This window comes from Gammaproteobacteria bacterium (genome assembly GCA_015709615.1).
In the GTDB taxonomy this organism is placed as follows: domain Bacteria; phylum Pseudomonadota; class Gammaproteobacteria; order Burkholderiales; family Nitrosomonadaceae; genus Nitrosomonas.
On sequence record CP054179.1, the window covers coordinates 2,619,477 to 2,645,274 of the forward strand.

The 25,798-nt window shown below is 46.3% G+C and carries 23 protein-coding genes and 3 pseudogenes; 13 read left to right on the forward strand and 13 right to left on the reverse strand.

The features are described 5' to 3' along the window. Positions 1–10: 10 nt before the first annotated feature. Positions 11–115: pseudogene (locus HRU77_12460) on the forward strand (sulfur globule protein CV1). A gap of 537 nt (positions 116–652) precedes the next feature. Then, the gene (locus tag HRU77_12465; protein ID QOJ21422.1) at positions 653–1,603 is read left to right on the forward strand and encodes an IS481 family transposase; all 951 of its coding nucleotides are present in this window, start codon (positions 653–655) and stop codon (positions 1,601–1,603) included. On the opposite strand, the gene HRU77_12470 is transcribed toward HRU77_12465, so the two are convergent. From HRU77_12470 to HRU77_12495, 6 genes are all read right to left on the reverse strand, one after another. Beyond that, positions 1,592–2,728 (reverse strand): M10 family metallopeptidase C-terminal domain-containing protein, encoded by a 1,137-nt coding sequence (locus tag HRU77_12470; protein QOJ21423.1) that lies wholly within the window; start codon positions 2,726–2,728, stop codon positions 1,592–1,594. The two genes, HRU77_12465 and HRU77_12470, sit on opposite strands and share 12 nt — an antisense overlap. 288 nt (positions 2,729–3,016) lie before the next feature. Beyond that, on the reverse strand, positions 3,017–3,364 hold the full coding sequence (locus HRU77_12475; GenBank protein ID QOJ21424.1) for a hypothetical protein: 348 nt from the start codon (positions 3,362–3,364) through the stop codon (positions 3,017–3,019). Between the two features lie 159 nt (positions 3,365–3,523). Further along, positions 3,524–4,204 carry a response regulator gene (locus HRU77_12480; protein QOJ21425.1) on the reverse strand — a complete coding sequence of 227 codons (681 nt, stop codon included), beginning with the start codon at positions 4,202–4,204 and terminating at the stop codon, positions 3,524–3,526. After that, complete coding sequence (locus HRU77_12485; GenBank protein ID QOJ21426.1) at positions 4,201–5,637, reverse strand: HAMP domain-containing protein; 1,437 nt, start codon at positions 5,635–5,637, stop codon at positions 4,201–4,203. Before HRU77_12485 ends, HRU77_12480 begins: the two co-directional genes overlap by 4 nt. Positions 5,638–6,114: 477 nt before the next feature. Then, positions 6,115–7,044 carry an ABC transporter ATP-binding protein gene (locus HRU77_12490; protein ID QOJ22173.1) on the reverse strand — a complete coding sequence of 310 codons (930 nt, stop codon included), beginning with the start codon at positions 7,042–7,044 and terminating at the stop codon, positions 6,115–6,117. Continuing rightward, on the reverse strand, positions 7,041–7,862 hold the full coding sequence (locus HRU77_12495; protein QOJ21427.1) for an ABC transporter permease subunit: 822 nt from the start codon (positions 7,860–7,862) through the stop codon (positions 7,041–7,043). Before HRU77_12495 ends, HRU77_12490 begins: the two co-directional genes overlap by 4 nt. 230 nt (positions 7,863–8,092) lie before the next feature. On the opposite strand from HRU77_12495, the gene HRU77_12500 reads away from it, so the two are divergent. From HRU77_12500 to HRU77_12515, 4 genes and pseudogenes are all read left to right on the forward strand, one after another. Beyond that, positions 8,093–8,605, forward strand: a complete 513-nt coding sequence (locus tag HRU77_12500) for a DUF1993 domain-containing protein (protein ID QOJ21428.1) — start codon at positions 8,093–8,095, stop codon at positions 8,603–8,605. A gap of 365 nt (positions 8,606–8,970) precedes the next feature. Further along, positions 8,971–9,351, forward strand: coding sequence for a type II toxin-antitoxin system RelE/ParE family toxin (locus HRU77_12505; GenBank protein ID QOJ21429.1), 381 nt, complete (start codon positions 8,971–8,973; stop codon positions 9,349–9,351). Then, complete coding sequence (locus HRU77_12510) at positions 9,338–9,652, forward strand: DNA-binding transcriptional regulator (protein ID QOJ21430.1); 315 nt, start codon at positions 9,338–9,340, stop codon at positions 9,650–9,652. Before HRU77_12505 ends, HRU77_12510 begins: the two co-directional genes overlap by 14 nt. A 218-nt stretch (positions 9,653–9,870) precedes the next feature. After that, positions 9,871–10,234: pseudogene (locus tag HRU77_12515) on the forward strand (hypothetical protein). Positions 10,235–10,638: 404 nt separating this feature from the next. Here the strand turns inward: HRU77_12515 and HRU77_12520 are convergent. The 5 genes from HRU77_12520 to HRU77_12540 are packed head-to-tail and all read right to left on the reverse strand — an operon-like array spanning position 10,639 to position 17,386. Further along, positions 10,639–11,814: a hypothetical protein gene (locus HRU77_12520; protein QOJ21431.1), complete on the reverse strand. Its 1,176-nt coding sequence runs from the start codon at positions 11,812–11,814 to the stop codon at positions 10,639–10,641. 2 nt (positions 11,815–11,816) lie between these two features. Beyond that, a complete protein-coding gene (locus tag HRU77_12525; protein ID QOJ21432.1) occupies positions 11,817–13,739 on the reverse strand; it encodes a hypothetical protein in 1,923 nt (640 codons plus the stop codon). After that, entirely contained in the window at positions 13,739–14,845 is a 1,107-nt protein-coding gene (locus HRU77_12530; protein QOJ21433.1) for a hypothetical protein, read from the reverse strand. The genes HRU77_12525 and HRU77_12530 overlap by 1 nt, the downstream gene beginning before the upstream one ends. A 17-nt stretch (positions 14,846–14,862) precedes the next feature. Further along, entirely contained in the window at positions 14,863–16,806 is a 1,944-nt protein-coding gene (locus HRU77_12535) for an HAD-IIB family hydrolase (protein QOJ21434.1), read from the reverse strand. A gap of 10 nt (positions 16,807–16,816) precedes the next feature. After that, positions 16,817–17,386 (reverse strand): NADAR family protein, encoded by a 570-nt coding sequence (locus HRU77_12540; protein ID QOJ22174.1) that lies wholly within the window; start codon positions 17,384–17,386, stop codon positions 16,817–16,819. Positions 17,387–17,813: 427 nt separating this feature from the next. Here HRU77_12540 and tnpA point away from each other — a divergent pair. Next, a pseudogene (gene tnpA, locus HRU77_12545) lies at positions 17,814–18,235 on the forward strand (IS200/IS605 family transposase). Positions 18,236–18,346: 111 nt separating this feature from the next. Here the strand turns inward: tnpA and HRU77_12550 are convergent. Then, positions 18,347–18,718: a conjugal transfer protein TraO gene (locus HRU77_12550; GenBank protein QOJ21435.1), complete on the reverse strand. Its 372-nt coding sequence runs from the start codon at positions 18,716–18,718 to the stop codon at positions 18,347–18,349. 39 nt (positions 18,719–18,757) lie between these two features. Continuing rightward, complete coding sequence (locus HRU77_12555; protein ID QOJ21436.1) at positions 18,758–19,813, reverse strand: ParB/RepB/Spo0J family partition protein; 1,056 nt, start codon at positions 19,811–19,813, stop codon at positions 18,758–18,760. A gap of 527 nt (positions 19,814–20,340) precedes the next feature. On the opposite strand from HRU77_12555, the gene HRU77_12560 reads away from it, so the two are divergent. The 6 genes from HRU77_12560 to HRU77_12585 all read left to right on the forward strand — a co-directional run bounded on the left by HRU77_12560 (position 20,341) and on the right by HRU77_12585 (position 25,798). Beyond that, a complete protein-coding gene (locus tag HRU77_12560; protein ID QOJ21437.1) occupies positions 20,341–20,712 on the forward strand; it encodes a helix-turn-helix domain-containing protein in 372 nt (123 codons plus the stop codon). Between the two features lie 101 nt (positions 20,713–20,813). Next, positions 20,814–21,779 (forward strand): P-type conjugative transfer ATPase TrbB, encoded by a 966-nt coding sequence (trbB, locus tag HRU77_12565; GenBank protein ID QOJ21438.1) that lies wholly within the window; start codon positions 20,814–20,816, stop codon positions 21,777–21,779. Between the two features lie 21 nt (positions 21,780–21,800). Continuing rightward, entirely contained in the window at positions 21,801–22,181 is a 381-nt protein-coding gene (locus tag HRU77_12570; protein ID QOJ21439.1) for a TrbC/VirB2 family protein, read from the forward strand. A gap of 10 nt (positions 22,182–22,191) precedes the next feature. Continuing rightward, positions 22,192–22,503, forward strand: a complete 312-nt coding sequence (locus HRU77_12575) for a VirB3 family type IV secretion system protein (protein ID QOJ21440.1) — start codon at positions 22,192–22,194, stop codon at positions 22,501–22,503. Next, entirely contained in the window at positions 22,500–25,037 is a 2,538-nt protein-coding gene (locus HRU77_12580) for a VirB4 family type IV secretion/conjugal transfer ATPase (GenBank protein QOJ21441.1), read from the forward strand. The genes HRU77_12575 and HRU77_12580 overlap by 4 nt, the downstream gene beginning before the upstream one ends. Beyond that, positions 25,034–25,798 carry a conjugal transfer protein TrbF gene (locus tag HRU77_12585; GenBank protein ID QOJ21442.1) on the forward strand — a complete coding sequence of 255 codons (765 nt, stop codon included), beginning with the start codon at positions 25,034–25,036 and terminating at the stop codon, positions 25,796–25,798. Before HRU77_12580 ends, HRU77_12585 begins: the two co-directional genes overlap by 4 nt.

Genomic DNA, 25,798 nt, shown 5'->3' on the forward strand with positions numbered 1-25,798 from the left:
TATTTTTCTAGGCTATGGTTATGGTTTGGGTTATGGCTTTGGAGGTTACGGACTAGGGTTATCACTTGGCTATGGATCAGGCTATGGTTATGGGGCGCCTTATTATGCATATCCACCCCCGCCTACAATTGCAGTACCTGCAGTACCACCAGCATACACTGAGCAACAGCCTGCAATGCCGTCTTCGACTCAATTACAATCCAATTATTGGTACTATTGTCGAGACCCTGAAGGATATTATCCCTACATTGAATACTGCCCCGGAGGCTGGTTACAAGTGCCCCCTCAACCTTCTACTCAATAGATTAAAGATTATTGGGTAATAATAAGTAAGGTAATCATTTAAATGTTAGAGTTAATCAATTAAATCCTAAAGAGCGAATATAACCATATTTGCCGTAATTTCATTAAAATTTATTCCGATAAGCTCAATGGATGCATTTGGACCAAACTCTATATCAACACCCGTAGGTTTCTGATTAATATTCGTTATATCACTTATTAAGTCGTTTAGATTGCTAACTCCGATTTTTTCTGCATCGAAGAAGAATCGATCCTCACCACGTGTAAAATCACTTACCTGAAAATGACCTAGCTGTTTAGTCCCACGGTATGCTGGTGTAATATATGAACAGCTACGAAAGGAGGAGTTATGGGACAAATACTGCATGGAAGCGCCCGTACGACGGAGGCAGTGCGTCGAGCGATACAACATAGTCAAGAGAGCCTGAATGTTCTAGCGAAGCAGTACGGTATCAATCCGAAAACCGTATCCAAGTGGCGCAAGCGTGACTTTGTCCATGATGCGCCGATGGGGCCTTCGGTCCCTGCCTCCACGGTTTTGAAGCCAGAGGAAGAAGCGATGTGTGTGGCTTTCCGGCGGCATACGCTTCTGCCGCTGGATGATTGTCTTTATGCGCTGCAGCCCACAATCCCGCATTTGTCACGCTCGACCTTGCATCGCTGTTATCAACGTCACGGCATCAGCCGATTGCCGGATGTCGAAGGTGATAAGCCTGCAAAGAAGAAATTTAAAAACTATCCGATTGGCTATTTTCATATTGATGTCGCGGAAGTTCAAACGGAAGAAGGAAAGCTTTATTTGTTCGTCGCTATTGACCGTACATCAAAGTACGCTTACACCGAACTGCATGAGCGTTCCACAAAGATGATCGCGGCGGATTTTTTACGTAACTTGCTTAAAGCCGTCCCTTACAGAATCCATACCGTCCTGACCGACAACGGTATCCAGTTCGCCAATCGCGCCCGTGATAAATACGCCTTCATGCATATCTTCGATCGCGTCTGTAGTGAATATGGCATCGAACACAGACTCACAAAACCAAAACATCCCTGGACGAACGGACAGGTCGAGCGCATGAATAGAACAATCAAAGAAGCAACTGTGAAACGCTATTACTATGATTCACATGATCAGTTGAAGGCTCACCTACATACTTTTGTGATGGCATATAACTTCGCCAGGCGACTGAAAACCCTTAAGGGTCTCACCCCTTATGAATACATTTGCAAAATATGGACAAAAGAGCCACAACAATTTAATGTCAACCCATTCCACCATACCGTGGGACTAAACACCTAGCGCATAAAAACCGAAGGTATCATTACCAGTTCCTCCATTAAGCACGTCATTACCATAGCCTGCCCTCAGAATATCATTTCCGTTACCACCCCAAAGCATGTCACTTCCTTCTCCTCCGTCAAGATCATCATCTCCGCCTCCACCATTGAGAGTATTATCAGCATCATTTCCTATAATGACATCACTCCCTGAACCGCCATATGCATTCTCAATTGTCACATCATAAGCAATCCAGATGTTTGGAATGCGGTTTTTGGTGGTAGTAGATTCTGCAAATACTGAATTGCCTATTTTCGACCCCATGCCTTCACGCAGATCAATTGTTGAATCTTGATTGCCAGCATAAGTTATCGTGTCATTAACTCCCTCGCTATCCCATATAGTTTCATGATAAGTCTGAGAATCATCAAATAAATAATTATCATCACTATTATGGTATGTAGTGTTTTTACCGTATACATATTGGATAGCTAGGATATCCAGTGGCATTGGTGTTGTGGGATAAAATGTAAGAAATGAATTTTGATTCCCCGCAATAGCTGAATAACTCATAATAGTCTCAGATATCGTGTCCGAAGAAACAGGGAGTGTAGGTGAGCCTTCGAAAGGATGTTTGAGACCCAATGCATGCCCGATTTCATGCATGATTGCGAGAAATGGGTAGGTACCAGGTATCCAATCTTCAGTTGCATTTGTAGTATTTATACCGACCCAGATATCGCCACTTTTAGCATATCCATCTTGCAGTGTGTAAGTGTATGCTTGTGCTCCGGGATCAATCGCGGTGTAAGCCACACGAATATCACCTACATCACTTGAAGTTTCCGGTACTAACTTAAACTGAATATTTGCAACATTCGCCCACTGTTGCAGCGCTTTATTAAAATAAGTCTGATCTGATGAAGAAAGTGGTGCGAATGACGAACTCCAAGGCTCTCCTTCAGGGTTAGTATTCGGACCATAGCCTTTTATTGGATCGGTGGACCAGTATGCATTTGCATCTGGAAAGCTGTATGTAATCAACCCATCCGCCCACCGGACACCCAGAATTAAAGAATCTATAAGATTGTTACCGGATGATGATCCTGTAGAGATAATTTTGCTAGAAGTGCTAGGTGCTGGCATCACGCATACTCCTCACTAAAAATTCATAGAATCTATTTACAAATGATAGACACTAGGAAAAACCGCTGCAAGCGAAGAGTCCCGATCACTCTAGTATTTTTATCACCTCTGCTCCCAAAATGACGGGCTAGGAATGTTTAGTTATTTTAAAGGTTGTTAGCAACGAACGAGTAGATAGGATTATTGAAAATTCTTCAAGTAGAGCTCGTTACTGAGTGCGAAAAGAGCTTTTGTGTAGCCTACGACAGCTGGCTTTCAACTGTCCTCGGCTACACATTTCATGTTCGCTTAATATTTGGAATTCTTTGATTCATCTTGTTTTCTTTGCTGGTGCTTTTCACGCCACTTTTCATGGCGGCGTTGCTCCATTTCTTCCAATTTAGTATTTTGCTCAGGTGTCAATATTGCTTGCAATCGCGATTGAGTTTCCTTATGGAGTGCTCTGCCTTTCTCACCTTGTTCCTTGAAAAGTGCATCAATTTTGACTTTCTGATCCTCGTTTAATCCCAGCTCCTTATTGAGCCGCTCCATTTTCTTTGCGCGATATTGTTCGGGATCATCTTTCCCACCTGGATATGCCACTACTGACAAAGGAAGTGCCAAAGCGATTACCATACTGACAAGTTTAACGTTCATAGCGTAGTTCTCCTCATTGATGTTTGATTAAGAGCGGTGTTTCTGTCGCTCTTGGGGGTAACTATATGCAGTAAATGTGTAAACATTTTGCAGCAATTGTGGAAAAAATGTGAAAGATAAGAATACGCTTAAATTAAAAGCGATCAAAGCTGTATCTTCCTAATCGAAATTTTGTGGATCATATCGATAGCCCGCTCCATAAACCGAATGAATCACTTCTTTCTCTGGGATCAGCTCAGCCAATTTCTTTCTCAATTTTTTTATATGGCTGTCTATTGTTCTATCTGAAACGATTCGCTGATCCTGATATATCAAATCCATTAACCTAGAGCGCGAGAAAATACGCCCTGGATATTGATACAACGCGTGGAGCAACTGAAATTCAACCACTGTCAATTCGATTTCTTGATCATCGTACTGCACTCTGAAACTTTGCGGATGTAGCCTAAGCGCTTGCTCAACCGAGTTCGTGGCGTGTGGCTGTAATCTACGCAACACAGCCTTGACACGTGCGACCATTTCCCGTGAACTGAAAGGCTTACAAATATAATCGTCTGCACCCATCTCCAGACCAAGCAAACGGTCAATTTCTTCAACACGTGCGGTTACGATAATGATCGGTACTTGGCTAAAACTACGAATGTCACGACAAATGTCAAAACCGTCTCTGCCTGGCACCATCAAATCGAGCAGCACTAAATCAACCCTATTATCTTTTAGCCACGGCACCACTTCTAATCCCTGACTCAAACAATGAGTTTGAAAACCCGCATGATGCAAGTAATCGGTTTCCAGACTAGCTAGTTTGGGCTCATCCTCGACAATTAGGATACGGCTCATGATGCAACCGGCAATGAAATACGCATCGCAAGCCCACCAAGATCTGAATGGAATGCTAAGAGCGTTCCTTCATGCGCCTTTACGATATTATTGCATATGGCCAGACCCAGACCGGCGCCTCCTAAATGCCGGTTCCGCGAGCTATCGACACGATAGAAACGATCAAACAAATGAACGATATCTTGTTCTGAAACGCCGGGACTGCTATCAGTCAATTCAATTAACAATTCATCTTTGATATGCTGAATCATAATCTCCACTTGGCCTTCCGGATCCGTATGATTCAAGCTATTGGTAAGTAAATTACGGAACAATTGCGATAATCGATCCTGATCCGCATTGACCAGTAATGGTTTAGATAATCGATTAGTCCATTTAACGTTAATCCGTTTTTGATTGAAATCGGGAATAAAGGCTGCAAGGTCTTTCTGCAGGATCGGCACTGGATCAAGTAAAAATTTCCGATAACTCAAAGCTCCTTGATCGGACAGTGCCAATTGATAAAGATCTTCTGTCAAACGATTGAGCCGCATTACATCACCCGACAATGATTTAATTGCATCATATGTCAGCGGGCGTATTCCATCCATGATAGCCTCCAGTTCACCACGTAGTACAGAGAGTGGTGTGCGTAATTCATGAGAAATATCCGCTACCCATCGTCTGCGACTTTGCTCTGCTTGTTCCAGCGCAGCCGCCATATCATTAAAATTGCGCGCCAGTTGCCCCATTTCATCACTGGATTCAACTAGCAACCTGACTTTGTAGTCGCCAACTGCAAGCCTTTGTGCTGCCACAGTAATACGTTTGAGCGGGCGACCAAGGTGATAAGCTAGAAACCAAGCGATCAATGCAGAAAGTGCTATCATGACCAAAGCAATCCAGAAAAATAAATTGGCTTGCCGTTCCATAAAATAAATATCGCTTGCCTGGCTAACCGGGTTCCCCGGCAGAAGTCCGACATAACCCACGGTATGATAATCAGACTGGATCGCATACAAGCGTAATTGGGAAAGCAACTCCTCTCGTCCAAACAGTATCGACTTGTCTGCATTTAATAGCATTATGCGTAATCCGAATGGGGGCCATCTTTGATTCACTTTTTCAGGCAATATTTCTGGCGGCCATTGCTGAGCAGCTTCTCGTTGTGCCTGTTTGATGATCCATTCTGGTGGATGATGCCGATGCGGATCAGCGCGCCAAAGCAATGAAATCCAGTTGAGTTTATTTTCAGCCAGAGCTTCCCAGCCATGATTCTCTGCGTAATACTCTTCCAGCACATCTATAATTTTGTCCACCCGCTCCGATTGTCTTTTTTCAACAAATTCGGCAAATCCTTTCTCTAATGACCAGCGAGTAAAGAGATGCATGCCCATGACTACTAATAAAGTAGTCAGTAGAAAGGTTAGGAATAATTTGACTCTAATTGACATAGATAAATAAACCGCTCACTTTCCAATTTGCTCAGGGAGACCAGCAAGACTTGTGTTGCAATTTCTATTGTGAGTTCGCGCTATTCAATGATTGTCACATATTCAATATTAGCCGCTAATTATTTTATATCGGACTATTATTGGTTTGAGGTGCTTATTTTGAAACATTACTGTATTTCGTATGGGTATGATACAAGAGACTTGGTATTTTTTGTGTGTACTTTTTTCTGTGAGATGGCCTTTTATTGTTGATGCCGGTTTAAAATTGACCAGCTATTACGGTTAAAAAATGAGCAGGGGAAAATAGAACGTAAGACACTACGCATCTGTGGACAAATGGACCGGACTGAGTAGGTTTTTGCCTCCTGTTGATGTTTTAGTTTAAATGTAATTTACTGCAAATTAGCCAGATTTTCTTCTGGTGAGTATTTATTCTGAAAAAGGTGCTCGATATGCGATATTTTCAACGCGGATTAACTATGGGCGCTGTGAATCGCTAGGAAAGAGTTTTTCTTCTAATGTTTTACCGTGATTTAGTTGTCGATATTGCCAGTGATTGGCACGGATACAATGCATGAGTTGCAAATCCATGCTGGGTTGCAGGTTTGGATTGTACGCCACTATAAATTCATTTTTTTGTGGATTGGTGACCTGTAAGACACCTTCAAAAGCGCTGAATTTAGCCAATACCTCCGATGCCGGACAGTTTTCCATTTGTAGAGTGATAAATCGCGAGGAAACTTGTTTCTCGTTGATTCTTAATTTCTCGGTTTGCAGAACGCCGTTTTCCAGTAACAAAATTTCTTGGCATAACCGGTCAAGTTCGATCAAATTGTGAGAACTGATGATGAAGGTTGTTTCTGACGATTGTTCTGCAATAATTGATCGTACGATTCGGGCATTCACAGGACCAAGCCCGGCAGTCGGTTCATCCAATAAGATCAATGCAGGTTTGCCGATCAGCGCTTGCGCGATCGCCGCCCGTTTAGCCATGCCATGACTGAGCGCCAGAGGTTTTTCATGTGCGGCATCTTTGAGTGCAAATATCTCTAAAACCCGGCTGGCTTCCAGGTTTGCATATTGGGAAGAGAATCCTTGCAGGCGCGCATAAAGAATCAATCGTTCTGTAAGCGTGAAGCTCGCGTCTAACCGGGCATCCTGGGGCAATGCTGAGATTTTGCCAATGAGTTGCGTTGCACCAGGTGGGTGATCAAAGACCAGAACAGTGCCGGAAGTGGGATGCAAGAAACCAGATAAGATATTCAGCAAAGTGGTTTTTCCGGCTCCATTGGGGCCTACCAAGCCGATAGGCTCGCCCGCATCCAGCTCAAAATTGACATTAGTGAGCGCAGCTTTGCCTGAATAAACATGGTTAAGCTGTTTGCACTGAATAATCGGTGAACTCACAATGCCTGCCTCAGCATTATCCAGCGCCCAATAGTTAACAAAAACAGGCTCTGCAGGAGGGGGATGTATATCAATGATAGTGTTTGCCATCCTGGCAGTTGCGCCATATCAGATAATTGATATCCAGGGATCAAACATTTTAGAAAAGCCAATGCCGGCAAGTAATAAGCCAAACTGTTGATAATTCCAGCCAGAAACATCCAGATCAGAATTGCCCACAGGATTGCTTGCCGGGCAGATTTAACTTGCGCGGATAAAGCGGCCATCATGGCTGTAAAAGGTAGAACGACTAAGATTAAGTTAAGAATTAGGATGGGAAAATCCGGCAATACAAAATAAAGAAGCGAAGCATCACGGGTCAAAGCAAGAATAAAGGTACTGAATGTGGCCGCACTGATCCATACTGCTTGAATCAGTATAGTGCCTACAAACCGGCCAAAGAATACACGATCACGGCTACTGCGTATGACAATAAAGCGTAGCGTGCCGTGCTCTCGATCAGAACAGGTTTGATCGGCTGCGAGTAAGATACTCAACATCGGGAATATCATTAGCGCAAAGTGCCAGAATACACCAAACTCAGGAATAGGCCAGTGCTGTATTGAACCAAAGCCAATCAAGTCAAAGAAACTGAATTCTACCTGTAATTCCTTTTCCTGAACCAACAGCTCAGCAGCAAATCGTATTGGATACAGTAAAATGAAATACCAAACGACTACAAAGGTTACCAACGGCAATATACTTTTTCGGGTAGCAAAACCTCTTTTGAGCTCAAATACGCTGATGAGTACCAGATGATTGAAGAAATTTGGCTGCATTTTTTATATTCCGCTTGTAAGCTGGCGCCTATCTTGATCGGGAATCCTTGGCATTTTACCTTGATTACACCTATCAACCGTAAATTTGCCAAGACAAAACGCATTCCAGAACAAATTTAACTTCCAATTCCATCAGGAGGTGAGTGTGGTTCGCACAAACCTTAATTAATCATGTGAGATACTTGTACCGGTATCTATCATTACTATCATCAACCAATTGAGAACGATTTATGACCAAGTCTTATATGTACCAAACATCCGTACCGGTTTTCAAACAGATATTGAACAGTTTAAGCGCCATTCTAACCAAAGCTGAAGCCTACGCAACCGAGAAAAAATTTGAGCCAGCCGTATTGTTAAATGCCAGACTATATCCTGATATGTTTCCCTTAATCCGCCAGGTGCAAGTCGCTGCTGATTTTGCCAAGAGCGTGTCGGCAAGGCTGGCAGGGATTGAAGCGCCGGTGTATGAGGACAACGAACAAACTTTCGCCGATCTGCAAGCACGAATAAGTAAGACTCTGTTATTTATCGAAAGTCTAGCACCAGAACAATTTGAAGGCAGCGAAACGCGTGAAATCGTGTTACGCCCGGGAACACCAAAAGAGAAAAAGCTGCTTGGCCGCAATTATCTGACCAACTATGGTTTGTCGCAATTTTTCTTCCATGTCACCACTGCCTATGCAATTTTGCGGCACAATGGTTTGGAAGTTGGCAAGGGCGATTTTATGGGTACTTTTTAAGCCCGCTATTATCTTCAGAAAGAGCCAGCAAGCGAAACTTTTTTGATGAGATCATTGATGGTAATTAATATTCGATATGCTTCAATATCACATGAATACATGGTTAGTGGCGGGAAGGCGGGATTCGAACCAGCAGTTTAAATTGATGGTGTCATATTTATCAATTAGTTATAATTGTAATGTTGCCTAAGGATAAGCATAAATTGGCATGTTTTGGCATAGCTTGGGCAACATTTAGGGCAACATTTTTTGTGATTAACAGAGGATTTTCGGTTTATCTGTTCCAATTAAAAACGAATATGTTATAGGTTTCAGCTTGTCAGATATATCACTAAGTGCTATATTTCATTTAGGATAGATACAGGATGGTCGTTTATAAGACGCGATGGTTTGATCGTTGGGCAAACAAACAAGGGTTAACCTCGTCCAGTCTTTGCGCAGCCGTACATGAGATGACAGAGGGACTGTATGATGCCGATCTCGGCAATGGACTGCTGAAAAAACGAATTGCGCGGCCAGGGCAAGGAAAGAGGAGCGGTTTTCGCACGTTGGTCGCCACCAATAAAGGAAACCGTTGGATATTCTTATTTGGTTTTCCGAAGAACGAACGTAGCAACATTGACAAAGATGAAGAGGTAGCCCTAAAGCTGTTGGCTGCTCACCTGCTGTCACTGACAACACAGGCGCTCGATCAAGCACAACATGCGGGAGAATTAATGGAGATTAACTGCGATGCGCAAAACTAAATCAACCATTCTCGAGGCTGTACATGACACGGCCAAGGGCTTACACAAGGCTGATGTGCTGGATCAGGTTACGCTGCATGAATTCGACCGATTGTGCTTGCCGCCTATTGAATCGTTGGGACCGGAGCAGATAAAACAAATTCGCGAAGCCACACGTGTCAGTCAGGCGGTGTTTGCTGCCATACTAAATACTAGTGTTTCGACAGTACAAAAATGGGAGATTGGACAGAAACGGCCAACAGGCACCGCTCTTAAGTTGCTATATCTTGTGCAGAAACGCGGTCTGGAAGCTGTCGTCTGAGTGGGTTAATTTCCTTCTTTTGCAGCAATCTATGTGCTTGCGCGGCAGGGAGAGCCATGCGCGGTGGTGTTCAATACCAGGGACCAGAATATTTCCTGCAACCGAATGCAAGCTTGCCTACTCGTTTACGATATGGCATGTTACATGACATCACCTGCAGCGCTTTTGAGAAAGTTTTGGGGCCTGTAGTAGATTAGTTTAGATGCTAAGCTAATTGAATGAAGATAAGTCATTGTGGATTATTGAAGAAAATACAATCAAGGCTGCTGGAGTATTTTGTGTTGGAGGTTACAGCAAGATCGGTAGCCGATATACTGGAAATATAACTCAATAGTGCAGCACTGTTTTATCGCAAAATACGGGAAGTAATTGTTTACCATCTGGAGCAGGAATCTCACGAAATTTTTGATGGTGTGGTGGAATTAGATGAAAGCTACTTTGGCACTTCGATGTCGTTTAGGGTAATGGGTGTCCATTCCATTAGGCTACAACGGCATTGAAAACTTCTAGAATCAGACTAAACGCGTCTTAAGAAAATACAATGGTATTCCTAAGGGATCATTTCCACTATTTCTCAAATAATGCGAATTCAGACTCAACTATGGAACTCTTAAACAACAACTAAAAATACTTAAACTTTGGACTCAGATTTAACCGGATCTACTACAATCCCAAGTTTTTTCCAAAAAGCCCATTATTCTTCATGTGCCTGAATCATTGGCTCCACTGCATTGCGCTGTTTGATTTTCTTTTTGATTGCTAACGTCACTGTTCGCCTGGCACCTGTAATCCATACCTTGACTCCCTCTGTCAGTCCGTGACGGTGGTAGCCACGGTCGGTGTAAATTTCCTTCGACGGTGTGCATGTTCATAACCGGCGTGAAATGAAAGTTTCGAAGCAACCTCGACTTGTCTGAGACTCAAGACTGATAAGCATTATCGGTTAGCAAACACCTAAAGACCATTGGCCTAGTCCACTCCTAGCGTTAAGTGGCGGAGTACGCATCGCCTGTAAGTAGCATTACGGAAATCTCTGGCTTTGATGCTTTGATCGTATCGACCGATGCAACATACCGAGTTGGCTCGGCATGCGGGATTGCTACTCCGTACTTGTCGTTGAGATCAGATGGCCTCATTTCAAAGCAAGCCAGCCCGGCGCCCAACGTAATAAGCTTACTCCCGAGCGGTGTAACCACTAGCCGACAACCACCCATAATAGTCATACTGTTACGGTAACGCTGCATCGCACCGAGCAGTTGACGATATGCCTCAAATGGGTTCGACTCATGGGCGTACAAGATATTTGACGTAGGAGTTTGTCGACTGTCGAACAACGGTATCTTGTACTCCACTAGCAAATTGTCAGCACGCCTAGGGTTGCGTGAGGGATGTGGCAGAACAGGGCATATCTCTGCTGAGTTGGGAATCACTGCGGAAGCCATGACTTTTTGAAGTTGGCTTACACGTCCCTCTCCCAAGATGGGGAACCAAACCAGAGGCCAGTCCTGGACGCTCTCTGCATGCAGAGCGCCAGAAAAACCTGGAATCATGACGAGGTCATTGCTTGGATCCTCGGCCTGAATGTGTCCGTCAAGAGCAGCATCTTCGCCTACCAGGACTTGGAAGTTCACACCGTTCGCCGTCAGTGGCGAGATTTCACCTCCGGCATTCTTGTTGGGAACGAGCTTGTTAAGCAAGCTCGTCAGCAACGAGAGGTAAGCAACACGCGGAAGAGAGCTGACATCCAAGACAATGTCGGTCTGGTCTGTCACTTCGGCCAGTACCTGGCTCGTTCCGAGTTTTAGGGCAGTTCCTGTGCTGAGGTCGTCCTCGCCACCCGACGATCCACCAATTGTAATAGTCTGGCAACCACCAAACGGGGCGAAAACCGACTGGAGTGCCGCAGCGTTTTCCTCGGTCAGTTGACTGATTTCGTCATCGAGCGTGTAATCGCTGAAACCGATCAACAGAAGTTGCGCTTTCTCGATTCTACGCCCTGAGGCCTGCACGCTTGAAACGAATTCGCGCATGACATTCTGGGCTCGGACATCGAAACCGCGCCCCGCGATATAGAGAATCCTGACCGGTCGGGAATCAAACAGCTGATCCCATAACTCGTGGACATCGCGCCCGCGTCGAAAGATGTAGTGGTCCCAAAGCATTCTTAGCTCATCTCCAACTTGCGTCGCCGGTTCGGAACAAAACCGCGCTCCATCCAATCGATGAGCTCACTTACTGATACGTCCTGCCATCCCCCCATTTGCACTGGCAGTCCGTAACAGGCACAAAGCGTCCGATTCAGATAGAAGATCATTCCGCTTTCCCGTGATGCACTTGCAGAGCTTTGTTTCGTTACAACAAGATTATCGGCAGCGCATTCGGCAAGCACTCGGGTCAGAATATCGCCCATGCCGCCCAGGGCTCTTGAGGTCGAATGTAGCTTGGCAAACTCCGTTTGAGACAAACGTATACCCGTTACTCCCGGGGCATAGGGCGCGTTTCGCTGAAATGTTTTTTCGCGACAAAACCCGCCTATCGAATCGAGAAGTCGGAAGGCACGTGAACCCTCAGTATGATTTTTCGGAATAAACTCGCGTTTGCGCTTCGCCGCTTCGACGAGAAGTTTCTCTTGTTCAGATGGCGATAGAACCAATTGCGGTTTCCGTAATACTTGTTTTGCTTGCAACCCAACGTAGAGGGCGGCGGCAAGTGATAACAACTCCTCAATATTGCTTGTCGCCAATACGCATAGGCGTTCGAGACCATAGTAGTACGGGATCTTTAGTTCGTCATGGATGAAGATTTCCGCAGCGCCACGTACCTGAGAATTGTCTTTATCCTCGAGCTCCTCCATCGATAGCGCCAAGTCAAGTGTCATCTGCCTCTTTGCTTCGTCGCGAGTTATCCACGTACGTATGACGTACATGTCGATGAGCGCTTCGATCGTCGGTTCTGCGACTCGTTGTTGAGCTCGTGCCAACCATTCGCTGTATCGAACATTGCCCTCATGCCTGCGCACCTCAGTATTAAAAGCCTCGATCCCTCGAGTGACCTCTTCCCTGATTTCGTCGGGAGAATATTCGCTTTGGAGACACTGCGAGAATGAGCTTGATGCAACGACGTCTTGGAGGGACATTCGCCGGTCAAGAATATTCTGCGCGAACGCCATGAACTGGTGGGTACCCTTGGACCCGCTCCACATGTCCTCAAGTGCGTATTCGCGCAGGTCACGTCCTTGGCGAGCCCCCTGCGAAAGTAGATCATTTCCAAGTGCGCTTGCTCTCTCGGCAAGCCATACTGGAATGGTGGGACGCAATACCGTAAGCTCGTCAATCAGGAGTGTTCGCTGCTTCCGACGTAATTTGTGGAGATCGTCAATCATCAGAAGGCGCCGCGGTGCAACGATTCGATCCTTGAAATGGAAGCTAACGGATTGAAGCCAGAGAATGCTCTCAAATCGCACATGCAATGGCATGCTTGCATCCTGATGGCCAGCAAATGCGTCAAGCTGTGCGTAGACGCGTTGCTCATGCTGCTCTGCCCAGGCCACGAGCTGACGGGGGTCTTCGTGGCGTGGAATACACTTCAGGTCGGCGGCGGACTCACCGTAAGTCAAGCGAACCGCGCCAAGTTGCTCGGTAGAACTGATGCCGACCAAAGCACTGATACTGCGCAGCGTCCGAAGTACAACTCGGCAATCCAGTAGCGCTCGGAACAACCCTTCATTTGCGAGCTCGGCGCCTGGAGGAAGGTCGGCATAACCAGAGGCGCACGACAAGATGACACCAAGCATTTGCGGACCGTCCTGATCATCGACCACTCCGCGAGAGACAAGGTGTTTAAATGATTCTGTGAGTTCAGGAATATGCCGCGAACTCCAGAATGCACCTAATGCTGTCGGCGTAAACGCCCGTAGTAGCGTCGTCTTACCGGCCCCGGGCGCACTGCGGAAAATATGTACTGCCCCCTCGAAAGCGTCCTCTGCCAACTTCTCCAATATCTTCGGGGAGAACAGTCGGGCGAAATCCATGTCCGATGTAGTTCGCTCGGACATCCTTTCGAGAAAAGGGTTAGCCTTGTATGCCATTAGAACTCTCTGTGCCTGCTCATCCTTGGGAACAGGCCGAACGGGTTGAAGGATTCCGGTCCCCAAAGCAGATAGATGGAGTTGTTTGGCGTGTTGTGTGATAAAACTACGGGCAATGCGCATCCGGCAAAGCCAAGCCGAGCGTCTGCGGTTCCCCCAACAGCAATGTGCTTATCCGTTGCCCGAACGTCATAGTACGCCGTGTTGGCCAGCAAGTTGCTTAGCGGGAGAGAAACGTTCTGCGTCAGAGCGATATCCGGCTCTATGGGGCAAAGGACTCTAATCTGGAGCGGCTTGTATCCGAATTCGGACGTGAATCGTTCAACCCAGTATTCAATGTGATCGATTGCCTGGCGGGTCGCTACGTAGAGCAACAAGAAGACCTCGTAGTGCACCGGATCTACCAGATCGCCCCGATGTAGCCTGTCGTAGATCTTCCGAATTTTGCCCTTGAAGACGCCTTTGCTCGCATCATAGCGAATATAGGTGTTACCGCTCCCGGAAAAGTCGTCTAGAAGCCAGATCAGATTGAATCGTGCTTGCTCTGCAGGATACCCATTCTTCTTCAGCGTCTCCTCAAGATCATCGGTCATTTCCTCGGCCTTGTCTTCACCAAGTTCATAGGCCTGCCATATTTGCTCGTTGCTGATCGCATTGCCGCTCGCGCGTCGAAGCTCGTTCGTCCTGGCACCATCGCTGAGTCCCAGATAGAGCGATTTGATTCGTAGTTCCTCGAAACGTCTATGACGAACAATCTTCATTATCCGATGGCTGGGTATGTCATATTCCTCTGCCACCAGACGCATGCGCTCCTGCACTATCACATCTGGGTAGGCGGTACGGACTAAGTGCGAGAATTCTTCGTCAGAGAGGTACACCAACCGCTCGGTGACCAGCTCGAGAGCTGCTTCACGGTCAGGCTCGGCGAATTGGTTCAACCAGAGCGCCAAGTTTTCTATGAACCGGCGCCCAGGCCCGAATCGTTGATAGTGGTCATACTTGTAGTCGGCGAGTAGCTGCAGCTTGGGCAGGATTCGTGAGACTGTCGCCTCATCATGCCATCCCATGACTGTAGCCAGAAGTTGCGCAGCATTTTGATCTCGCATGTATCGACCTGATGTCCTTAATGGGGTATTGAAATATGAAACCGGTTGGCACCAGATTCAATTGTGATCTGATTGAGATACCAAAGTGTCGCGTCCACGTCCCGCAAATGAGCTGGTGCTAGCTTCCAGCCACGATCAAGCCTTCGTGAGGGGACGTCTACACTCAAAGAATACTTGTGCTCAAGCAATGCCGTGTCGTTGCCAGGCCATGCCCCCTGATCACCCATCGTCAATATAGCTTGCGGGTCTATTTTGAAATTTTGGATGATGTGCGCAATCAATCTCGCTTTGCTTATACCCTTAGCCAGCACATCAATTGAATGCTTGCTTCTAACCATACTCGATAAATCAAGTCCAGCCTGGCGTAACGAGTCGGCCATCACAAACCACATCTGCTCGGTCGACAGCCCTTCGCGGAAGCGAATACTGACTTGGTAGGGATGGGTAGTTCTTACATCCTGAATAGGTACACCCAGATTTCTCAATCGCACCGCGATTCGATTAACATGACTTAAAAACTCGCTGGTTTCGATCCTTTGTTCTGGTGCTGAGGCAGCACTGCCAACCCATCCCCCGTTATAAAGACCAAGCTGGATATGTCCCAATACGTCGGATGAGAGGCTCTCCTGCAGACGCTCCTGAATTGAGCCTCCACGACCAGATGCTATACCAACGACAACCCCGGCCTGTACCAGTTTTTCGATTTGTTCCAACACGCTCTTTGGTGGCGCCCCATCCTTCCTTTGTGAGCTACAAAGAGTACCATCATAGTCAAAGACCACAGCATGGAAGTGCTGCTTATCTAATGCGTCACAGAATGCTTCTCGTTCGCGAAGAATCGCCCCCGTGCTTCGCGCAGAAGGCCAATGTGCACCTAGTACTTCCGATTTTGAAAGTTCGGCACCGTCTGAGTGATTCACTGGCGCTGGAACAACGGCAAGCAAGTCGAGGTAATACAATTCCCTCCCGAACTGTGGAACATCCGGACGTCCAGGATCTTTGCCAAGCATACGAGCAATCTCAGCAACGAAGTGCATCTGCGCGATAATTCCCGCAATCAAATCAGAGGGGGATGAGCCGTTAAGAGGCATCGTATAAGCGGGAATGTCACTAGGCACGAGTGCAACCATATGCCCCCATAGATCACCAAGCGTTGGTTCGGTCAATACCAACATCGCGCATTCATCTGGGCGCTGCGCAAGCCAGAGGTGCCGTCCATGAGCGTATGACCGAATATCGGCCAATTGACAATGAAGCAACGCCGCTTCAGACAATTTGGATTCAAGATCGGCGGCAATGGGGCGAAGGAGCGGCGAAAACACAACGGTCAGTGTACCGCGTCTTGCTACTTCAGTGATGAAGTCCTGTGCGTTTTCCAGCCACTCTGTAATCGACTGGTTACCGATTCGCAGATGGTCTAGTTGCGAGGGTAGCGCATCCTTGTGGCGGTGTTGGTCGAGCTCACCATAAGCTCGGGCAACGACTGTTGCATCTAACAACAGACTGTTGGTTGCCAGATAGCCATCTTTCTTTTCGAGATCGAAGACGTGCGCACTTACATCCGTAAGTCCGCTTACACACTCCTGTAGTGGACTGCTTGTGCGATTGGTCAGAACGTGGATCGTTCTCGCGCTATGCCTGCGCGCTCGCCGCAATGCTTCAGAGATATCTGGATTTCGTCCTTCGGCAGAGATAAGGAATACCGGACTGGATGCCGCCAGCGTAGGATTGCAGATTACCTCCAAAGGGGTAACCGGTCTGGATACACGCCCCGTATACGTCTCGTGCAAATTGCACAGCAATGACGCCACCGTATACGACCCACCTGAGCCGACGCCAATGATACTTGATTCACAAGCGGCCGCTATTGCCGATCTCAGCGGCGCCACATCGAGCATCAAACCATGCTGATATGTCGCTGCAAGCTGATCTAGCTCCGTATCGTAATGGCTGTTATCCATCTTGGATACATCAGCACGCTAGCTCGACTATCGCCATTCCCGACAAGGAATGGGCTCGCGATTTTCCGTTCGGCTTCGTATTACTTTTTGACTGTACAGACTTGCTCCTAAGCTCTGAACGCAGCTCCATGAGGAGGACTCCCAGCATATTTTTGCCTTTTCCGTTCACTTCACCCCACAGACGATTGACGGGGTTATCTGTCTTAGCCGACTCAACTAATCGCGCATCCCCCGTGGAAAGGAGCAATTCACGGAGATCCTGATGCTGGGTGAATTTGGCACGCAATACGCCCCGCATCCGATCGAACTTCACCTTCGACCAGTCCGGAACAATATCCCACGTATATAACCCATGAGCAGCCATTGCCACCAGCGATGGACTTGGTGCGCTCAAAATCCATTCGCGCACCGATTCCTTGGCTGCCTTGCCTGCCTGGTATGCATGCTCAGATGTCGGATACTCGCGTCCCTCAAACACTATGGGGCGCCTGTATAGGTTACTGAACACCCCATAGGGCTTCTCATTCGCACGATAGAAATGAATCTCAGGCAAACCTGCATCATCGTTACACCCCTGCATTGAAGAGGCTTTCTGGGGTTTCGCGGATCTTTTCATTTACGGGTTTCCTTCGCAGAATCGGGCAGGGTGCAGACATCTTGCAATGATTAACCAGCAGTACCTCCACTAAATTGGTGAGACTGCGACGATCCTGGATCGCCACTATTTCGCATGTAGCCTTGATTTCAGGATCGCTCCACAAGATCATGATTACGGTCTTGACTCTTGGACGGCTTCTAGGCATGAGAGGTAATCTGCAAAAACAATGTGGTGTGCATCATACAATAATTTGAGCCGTTCTAATACTTCTTCTACTTGTCTATTGTAGATACTGAAAGTGGTAACTCAGTGGGGTAAGCCCCCCACTTTGCCGGGGGACTCACAGTGGTTTGACCTATACGGCGGTCATTGGAAATCTTCTATCTCGAACAAGAGAAGGAGATTCAGGATGAAAGAGTATCAGAGTTTGACCCACACAAGATGGGATTGTAAGTGCCATATGGTTTTCATTCCGAAGAAGCGTATATTTAGGGTATTGCGCAAGCATCTGGGCGAGATATTCCACGAACTTGCGGGATATAAGGAAGCGAAGATTGTAGAAGGGCACATTATGCCGGATCACGTGCACATGTGCATCAGCATTCCACCGAAATATGCGGTGTCGAACGTGATGGGGTACATCAAGGGGAAAAGCGCAATTGCGATAGTGAGGCGCTTCAGAGGTCGAGTAAAGAATTTTACTGGTGAGGTTCCTGGGCTCGAGGGGATTTTGTTTCGACGGTCGGACTTGATGAAGGGATAGTCAGGGCGTATATCCGCAACCAAGAGCATGAGGATGAACGCTACGATCAAATGAAATTGGATGTTTAGCCGCCTTTTGGGCGGCTCATGGTTTAGGGCGCCTTTGAGGCGTTCACCCAATAAGCCTCCGGCTTTGCCGAAAGTAATTTAACTTTTGTACGATAATCTGTGCCAGACAAATCAAATTTTCAACGTTCTTTTATTCTTAAGCGCATCTATTAGAGTTAATGTAGCTTTTTCCCCATCATACGTAATGGCTGCATCTTTCCCAGCAACTGGTTTACCATCAATAGCCTTTAATTGGTGCACAATAAAATCCTTCTTGACCTGCTGATAAAAAACAGCATTCTCTTTATCAATATGAATAACTTGCCCCTCATACTGATTTTTGTCGACAGGTGTTTTAGCTAAATAAATATTGTAGACACCCGGCTTGATGCCTTCATCAACCTTCTTGATAGTGCCAACCGTCTCCCATTCATTATTATTTTGAGTTTGTAGAATCTTTTGGCCATTCATTACAATCATTCGTAGCTTTGCGGGTGTCGTCATTTCAAATTAGTTGTAAGTAGGATTACTGGCAAGATTAATTTATCCTGCTTCCTGTTGTCCGGCAATTTCTTCCAGTATTTTCATGAGATCGAAAGACTCTGATCTTTCCATACCATGCAAAAAGGCGACCAATTGCAGTGCGCCGCTGCCCTTAGCTGAGAAGCTGCCGTCTTGAAGCGCTTTGATGGTGAACTGAACGATATTTGGGCAATTTCTGCCTTGCTCAAAATAATCGCTAATCTTGGTTTTTAGTAACTCTTTATTATCGTTAGACAGATCGCGCATTAAATCCTGTGGCTTGCGTTTGTCTTTTTTAATCAGGTTGTAAATAGAATCCAGCAATGAATTCGGCGTGGTTTGTTTTTGATCGTTGTTATGAGCTGAAAGAGTATTTGATTTGCCTTCAGCGCTGGATACTTGATCATCCGCAGAATTAGATGAGGGTGTTTTTTTCAGCTTTAAGAATTGACTGAATTGATAGACATCCAATCGTGATATCTCTTCTTGCGTACTGAGCGCCAGCCAAGTGATTACTTCCTCTTTATTGGCTTTATACAGCCTTGTTAAATCATAGAGTGCAGTGACATCAGTGCAACGGCCTGTCCGGTATACATCTGCGAGTGGATCAGGTAGATCAAGGAGTGTGGCATGCATGGTGATATAAGGATTGGTTTTGCCAATGAGTCTGGCAATTTCAGACTTGGTTTTACCACCGGCCAGTTGCCGTCCAATAAAGTCAGCAATCTCTCTGGAGGTTAAATCATCTCTTTGCAGATTTTCGATTACCTGATCCGCTTCGCTGTAATCGGTATCAATGAATGCAGGAATCTTGGTTAATCCGGCATTAATGCTGGCGCGATAGCGTCGCGCCCCATGATTAATGATATAAGTTCCTGGTTTATCCGGATTGGGGCGAACCGATATCGGTGATTTGACTCCGCGTAATTTAATCGTCTCCGTTAATTCTCGTAACGTTTCCTGATTAAACTCCTTCCTGGGTTGATGGGCATCTTCGCTGATCAGCGTAATATCAATTTCTGTTGCACCGATAGGCGCAACAAGCCCTTTTATATTTTCCTTTTTTTTCTCTGTCATTTTTATCGTGGACCTAACTTGCGCTCGTTATGCTGGGCAGAAATATTTATTGGGATTAAATGATTCTGCCAATTTATGATTAGAAAGATAGAAACGATGGATGCAGTCATCAACAAATAAAACAGCGCAAAAGTTGTTTTTGCGCTTTTATATTTTTGTTCTTCTTGTTCAGTTTATTATTGAATGCTTAATCTCTCGTATCTGAAAACAGCATGTATTTTCAGATTCATCAGATTTTCCATCAGTCACTCATCTACCCTCTATTCATAGCATTCTAAGGTAACTATTAATATTAATTATATTGATATAAATCAATGATATGATAAATCTTTAGTTTAAATTTCTATTCTAAACCTACTATTAATAATTATCCATAAAATATGCATATAACGAAACTATTATTTAGCCCTCCATAGAATTAATAAATTTGCGTATTTATTTTGGATTAAAATAGCAGCAATACTACTGCAAAACAATGGTGTTGATTAGTTAAGCTGCTTAAACCCTAAAAATGGCAGGGCTATTATATGTACAATTTAATCTTAATCACAAATATTTTGCGTATCCTTGATGAAAAGGATATGACCAAGTCAGAATTAGCAGAGAAGGCGGGTGTTTCCATCTCTTTTTTTACTGATCTGACCAATGATAAAGCCAATCCATCACTTAGAATTATAGAGGCAATTGCAGAAGCACTCGAGACCCCACTGCCAATGCTATTGGATAGTTCGGATATGAGCACGGCTGATCTTGAAGCATTAACCAATCGAAAACTAAAGCATTTGCCTAAAGGCTTTGTCTGGAAAGGGGGCGTGCTGAGTGAATTTGAGGCTTATCAAGTCGAGCAATGGGATAAAAAGAACAGAGCGTTCTTGTTAAAAAACAAAAGTAAGAAATAAATAAAGTAATAAAAAGCAGTAAAGAAACAGTAAAAAAAGTATTGCACAAAATGTAATTACGTTATATTGTAATGTCATGTGTAAGTCGTTGGAGTACTCGCATGACATCGCAAGATCAATTACCTCACGTCACAACCGTTAAAGACCGGGCAAAGAGCAAGCTGGAACGCGATGCACGGGAAATATTGTCGGCCTTGCAAGATCCTGAAACGGTTGAAATCATGGTCAACGCTGATGGCCGTATCTGGCAAGAGAAGCTGGGTCAGAAGATACAACATATCGGAATTATCCAGGCTGCTCAGGTTGAAGCGGTCATCAAAACGGTTGCAGGCTTCCATGGCAAGGAAGTCAATCGATTCAACCCGATGATTGAAGGTGAATTCCCGCTCGATAATTCACGCTTTGCCGGTCAACTACCCCCCATTGTTTCATCCCCCACATTTGCCATCCGCAAAAAAGCCATCAAGATCTTTACGCTTGAGCAGTATGTGGAAACCGGCGTGTTGTCGCCAAGACACTCTGATGTCATCAAAGATAGCGTGCACAAGCACCGCAACATTCTAGTCATTGGTGGCACCGGATCAGGTAAAACAACGCTGATTAACGCCATTATCAATGAAATGGTTCGCAGTGACCCGGATGAGCGAATCTTCATCCTCGAGGATACCGGTGAGATTCAATGCGCCGCACAGAATTTTGTTCAGTATCACACCACACTTGATGTCGACATGACGCAATTGTTAAAAACAACCTTGCGTATGCGCCCGGATCGCATTCTGGTCGGTGAAGTGAGAGGCCCTGAAGCATTGGATTTACTCGATGCTTGGAACACCGGTCATGAGGGAGGAGCTGCAACTTTGCACGCCAATGATGCGCTATCAGGACTAACCCGCCTGGAATCCCTGATTTCACGCAATCCTTCAGCACCTAAAGAGATCATGTCATTAATCGCAGAGGCTGTTGATATGGTGGTACATATCACGCGCGCACCCCACGGCAGAAAAATCCAGCAGATTATCGAAGTGCAAGGTTTTAAAAGAGGAAGTTACCAGATCAAAAAGTTGTAAATCATCCATAGGAGCCAGTCTATGAAACTGATTCATATCAAGGATATCTCTCCATTCTTTTGTTTCTTCTCAATCGCTTTTTTGTTTGCGCTTTTGTTTTCAACCGATAACGCACAAGCGGCTGTAGGCGCGGGTGGCGCGCTTCCCTATGAAACCTGGCTGGTTAATCTGAGAAACTCTGTCACCGGCCCGGTTGCTTTTACCCTATCTATCGTCGGCATTGTCGTTGCAGGCGGCATTCTGATCTTTGGCGGTGAGCTCAATGCGTTTTTCCGCACCTTGATTTTTATCGTGCTGGTTATGGCATTACTCGTGGGCGCCAACAACATCATGACTAATCTATTTCAGGGTGCGGTTATTCCGGGTGAAATCCAGGAATCAGTCGTAAATCCACAAGAATAGGAGGCTGATTATGGCTTTGCGAACAATACCTATCCGTCAATCGGGTAACCGTCCTAACCTGTTTATGGGTGGCGACCGGGAACTGGTCATGTTTTCTATTCTGATTGTAGCGACTTCAATTTTTGTGGCGATGGAAGTCAAAGCCACACTCTTCGGCATAGCACTATGGGTTTTTGCACTGTTTGCACTACGATTGATGGCTAAAAATGATCCACAACTGCGTCATGTTTACTTACGCCAGATGAAATACAAAAAATACTATCCGGCGCGAAGCACTCCTTTTTATGATAATACCCGCCAACAGGAAAAACAGCATCTATGATTGCCGCCATCACAATTCTTATCGCAATCTCTGGAGCTGCGCTGCTTCTGATACTGTTTATCCGTATCCGTGATACGGATAAAGAATTAAGACTGGATCAACATCGATCCAAAGCAATGGGCTTTGCCGATCTGCTGGTGTATGCGGCAGTGGTAGAAGACGGTGTGATTGTCGGCAAGAACGGTTCGTTGATGGCCGCCTGGGTATTTTGTGGCGATGATACTGCCAGTAGTACCGAGATTGAGCGTGAACGGGTGTCATTTCGCATTAATCAGGCGTTATCACGCTTAGGAAACGGCTGGATGATTCATATCGATGCGATCCGCAAACCGGCACAAGGTTATTCCGATAAAGCCCACTCCAATTATCCCGATCCTGTGACCGCTGCCATTGACGAGGAACGGCGCAATCTGTTCGAGCGTATCGGCACAATGTACGAGAGCTGCTTTATCGTATCACTGACGTATTTGCCGCCGATGCTGGCACAACGCAAGTTTGTAGAACTGATGTTTGACGATGAAGCCCAAGCTCCGGATCAAAAAGCCAGAACGCAAGGATTGCTGGATTATTTCCAGCGAGAATGTGCCAACTTTGAATCCCGATTATCCAGCGTATTTCATTTGTCGCGTTTAAGAAGCCGCAAACTGGTCAATGAGGACAGTACAACCATCACCCATGATGATTTCTTGCAGTGGCTGCAATTATGCGTAACCGGCCTGGATCACCCGATGGTGCTACCGGCCAATCCGATGTACCTGGATACCTTGCTGGGTGGTCAGGAAATGTGGGGTGGGGTCGTGCCCAAAATTGGCCGCAATTTTGTTCAAGTGGTCTCGATTGAAGGTTTTCCGCTAGAATCTTCTCCCGGCATGTTAAATCTGCTCTCTGAATTGCCAGGCGTATACCGCTGGTCATCGCGCTTTATCTTTATGGATACGCATGAAGCAGTCAACCATCTGGAAAAATTCCGCAGACGCTGGAAACAAAAAATTCGTGGATTCTTTGACCAGGTGTTTAATCTGCAAAGCAGCAACATCGATGAAGACGCTCTTAATATGACTGAAGATGCGCAGTCAGCGATTGCTGAGACGAATAGCGGTTTTGTAGGTCAAGGCTACTATACCAGCGTAGTCGTTCTGATGATGGAAGATCGGGCAGCATTGGAAGAAGCCGGGCGAAAGGTAGAGAAAGCCATCAATCATTTGGGATTTGCCGCACGGGTTGAGACGATTAACACCATGGATGCTTATCTGGGAAGCCTGCCCGGTCACGGTGTCGAGAATGTGCGCAGGCCTCTCATCAATACGATGAATCTGGCCGATCTGTTGCCGGTCAATACCATCTGGACAGGTAAACCCATAGCACCCTGTCCGATGTATCCCCCCAATTCACCGCCATTGATGCACTGCGTCACACAAGGAGCAACCCCTTTCCGGCTGAATCTGCATGTGCGTGATTTAGGTCACACTTTCATGTTCGGCCCAACCGGAGCCGGTAAGTCCACGCACTTGGCGTTGATTGCCGCACAATTGAGACGTTACTCCGGCATATCGATTTATTGCTTTGACAAGGGAATGTCAATGTATCCGCTAACAAAAGCGGTGGGTGGTCAGCATTTCACCGTAGCAGGCGATGATGAATCGCTGTCTTTCTGTCCATTGCAGTTCTTGCACACCAAGGGCGATCGTGCCTGGGCGCTGGAATGGATTTGTTTGATGGTTGAATTAAACAACATCACAGTCACGCCTCTGCAGCGTAACGAAATCAGTCAGGCCATTACTAACATGCATCAAAGCGGCTCAAAAACCTTATCGGATTTGTCAGTGACGATCCAGGATGAATCCATACGCGAGTATCTTCGGCAATACACCATCGACGGCATGATGGGACATTTGCTCGATGCTGAAGCCGATGGTTTGAATCTGTCGACCTTCACCACGTTCGAAATCGAAGAATTGATGAATCTCGGTGATAAATACGCACTGCCCACGTTGCTGTATCTGTTTCGCCGCATCGAGCGCAGTCTGCATGGGCAACCTTCCGCCATTATTCTGGATGAAGCCTGGTTGATGTTGGGTCATCCGGTGTTTCGCGCAAAGATCCGCGAATGGCTGAAAGTCATGCGTAAAAACAATTGCTTGGTGTTGATGGCAACACAAAGCCTGTCGGATGCGGCCAACAGCGGGATTCTCGATGTCATTGTCGAATCCACCGCCACCAAGATATTTCTACCCAATGTATTCGCCCGTGATGAAGAGGCTTCGGCACTCTACCGGCGCATGGGATTGAATACGCGCCAGATTGATATTCTGGCTTCTGCCATTCCCAAGCAGCAATATTACACCGTGTCCGAGAACGGCAGGCGGCTCTACGACTTGGCGCTTGGACCATTGGCGCTCGCTTTTGTGGGATCTACGGATAAGGAATCGATTGCAACCATCAAGAATCTACATGACAAGTATGGTGATGGCTGGGTTCACGAATGGTTGACGATCAAAGGATTAACGTTATCTGATTATGGAGTTGCCGCATGAATATGATCAACGAACTATTCAAGCTAAAGCCGGGTGCGCATAAAACTATGCGCGTTAATGACGACAGGATGGAAGGCGGTCGCCGTTTTGGTGAAAATGAAAATCCCTATCAGTCAGCAAGGCGTACCTGGAATGATCACATGAGGGAAGTAATTGCTTCGCGCACTATGTGGCAAATGTTAGCTCTTCTTTGTTTGTTGATTGCGCTGGCAGGAGTAGGTGGAGTCATTGCTATCGGCAGCCAATCTAAATTCATCCCTTATGTGGTGCAGGTTAATAAACTGGGGGAAGCCATCGCGGTTTCCCGTGCGGATATTGCCGCGGTGGCCGATCAGCGCGTGGTGCATGCGTCCGTGGCAGCGTTTATTAATGATTTGCGCATGGTAACACCGGATATCGCCTTGCAACGGCGCGCCATCTTTCGTGCGTATGCCATGCTATCCAATAACGATCCCGCCACGGCAAAAGCCAACGAATGGTTCAATAGCAGTGAGGCCAGCAGTCCTTTCAAACGGGCTGAAACCCAAACGGTTAATGTTGAAATCATATCGGTGATTCCCCAATCACCGGAGACCTGGCAGGTCGATTGGCTGGAGAAAGTCTATGACCGGCAAGGGCACTTAACCGAGCCACCTTTCAAAATGCGTGCTTTGCTCAGGATCTATAACAAGCCGACCACGCAAAGCACCACGGAAGAACAGATCCGAAATAACCCGCTGGGTATTTATATCCAGGATTTCTCCTGGTCGAAACAAACCTAA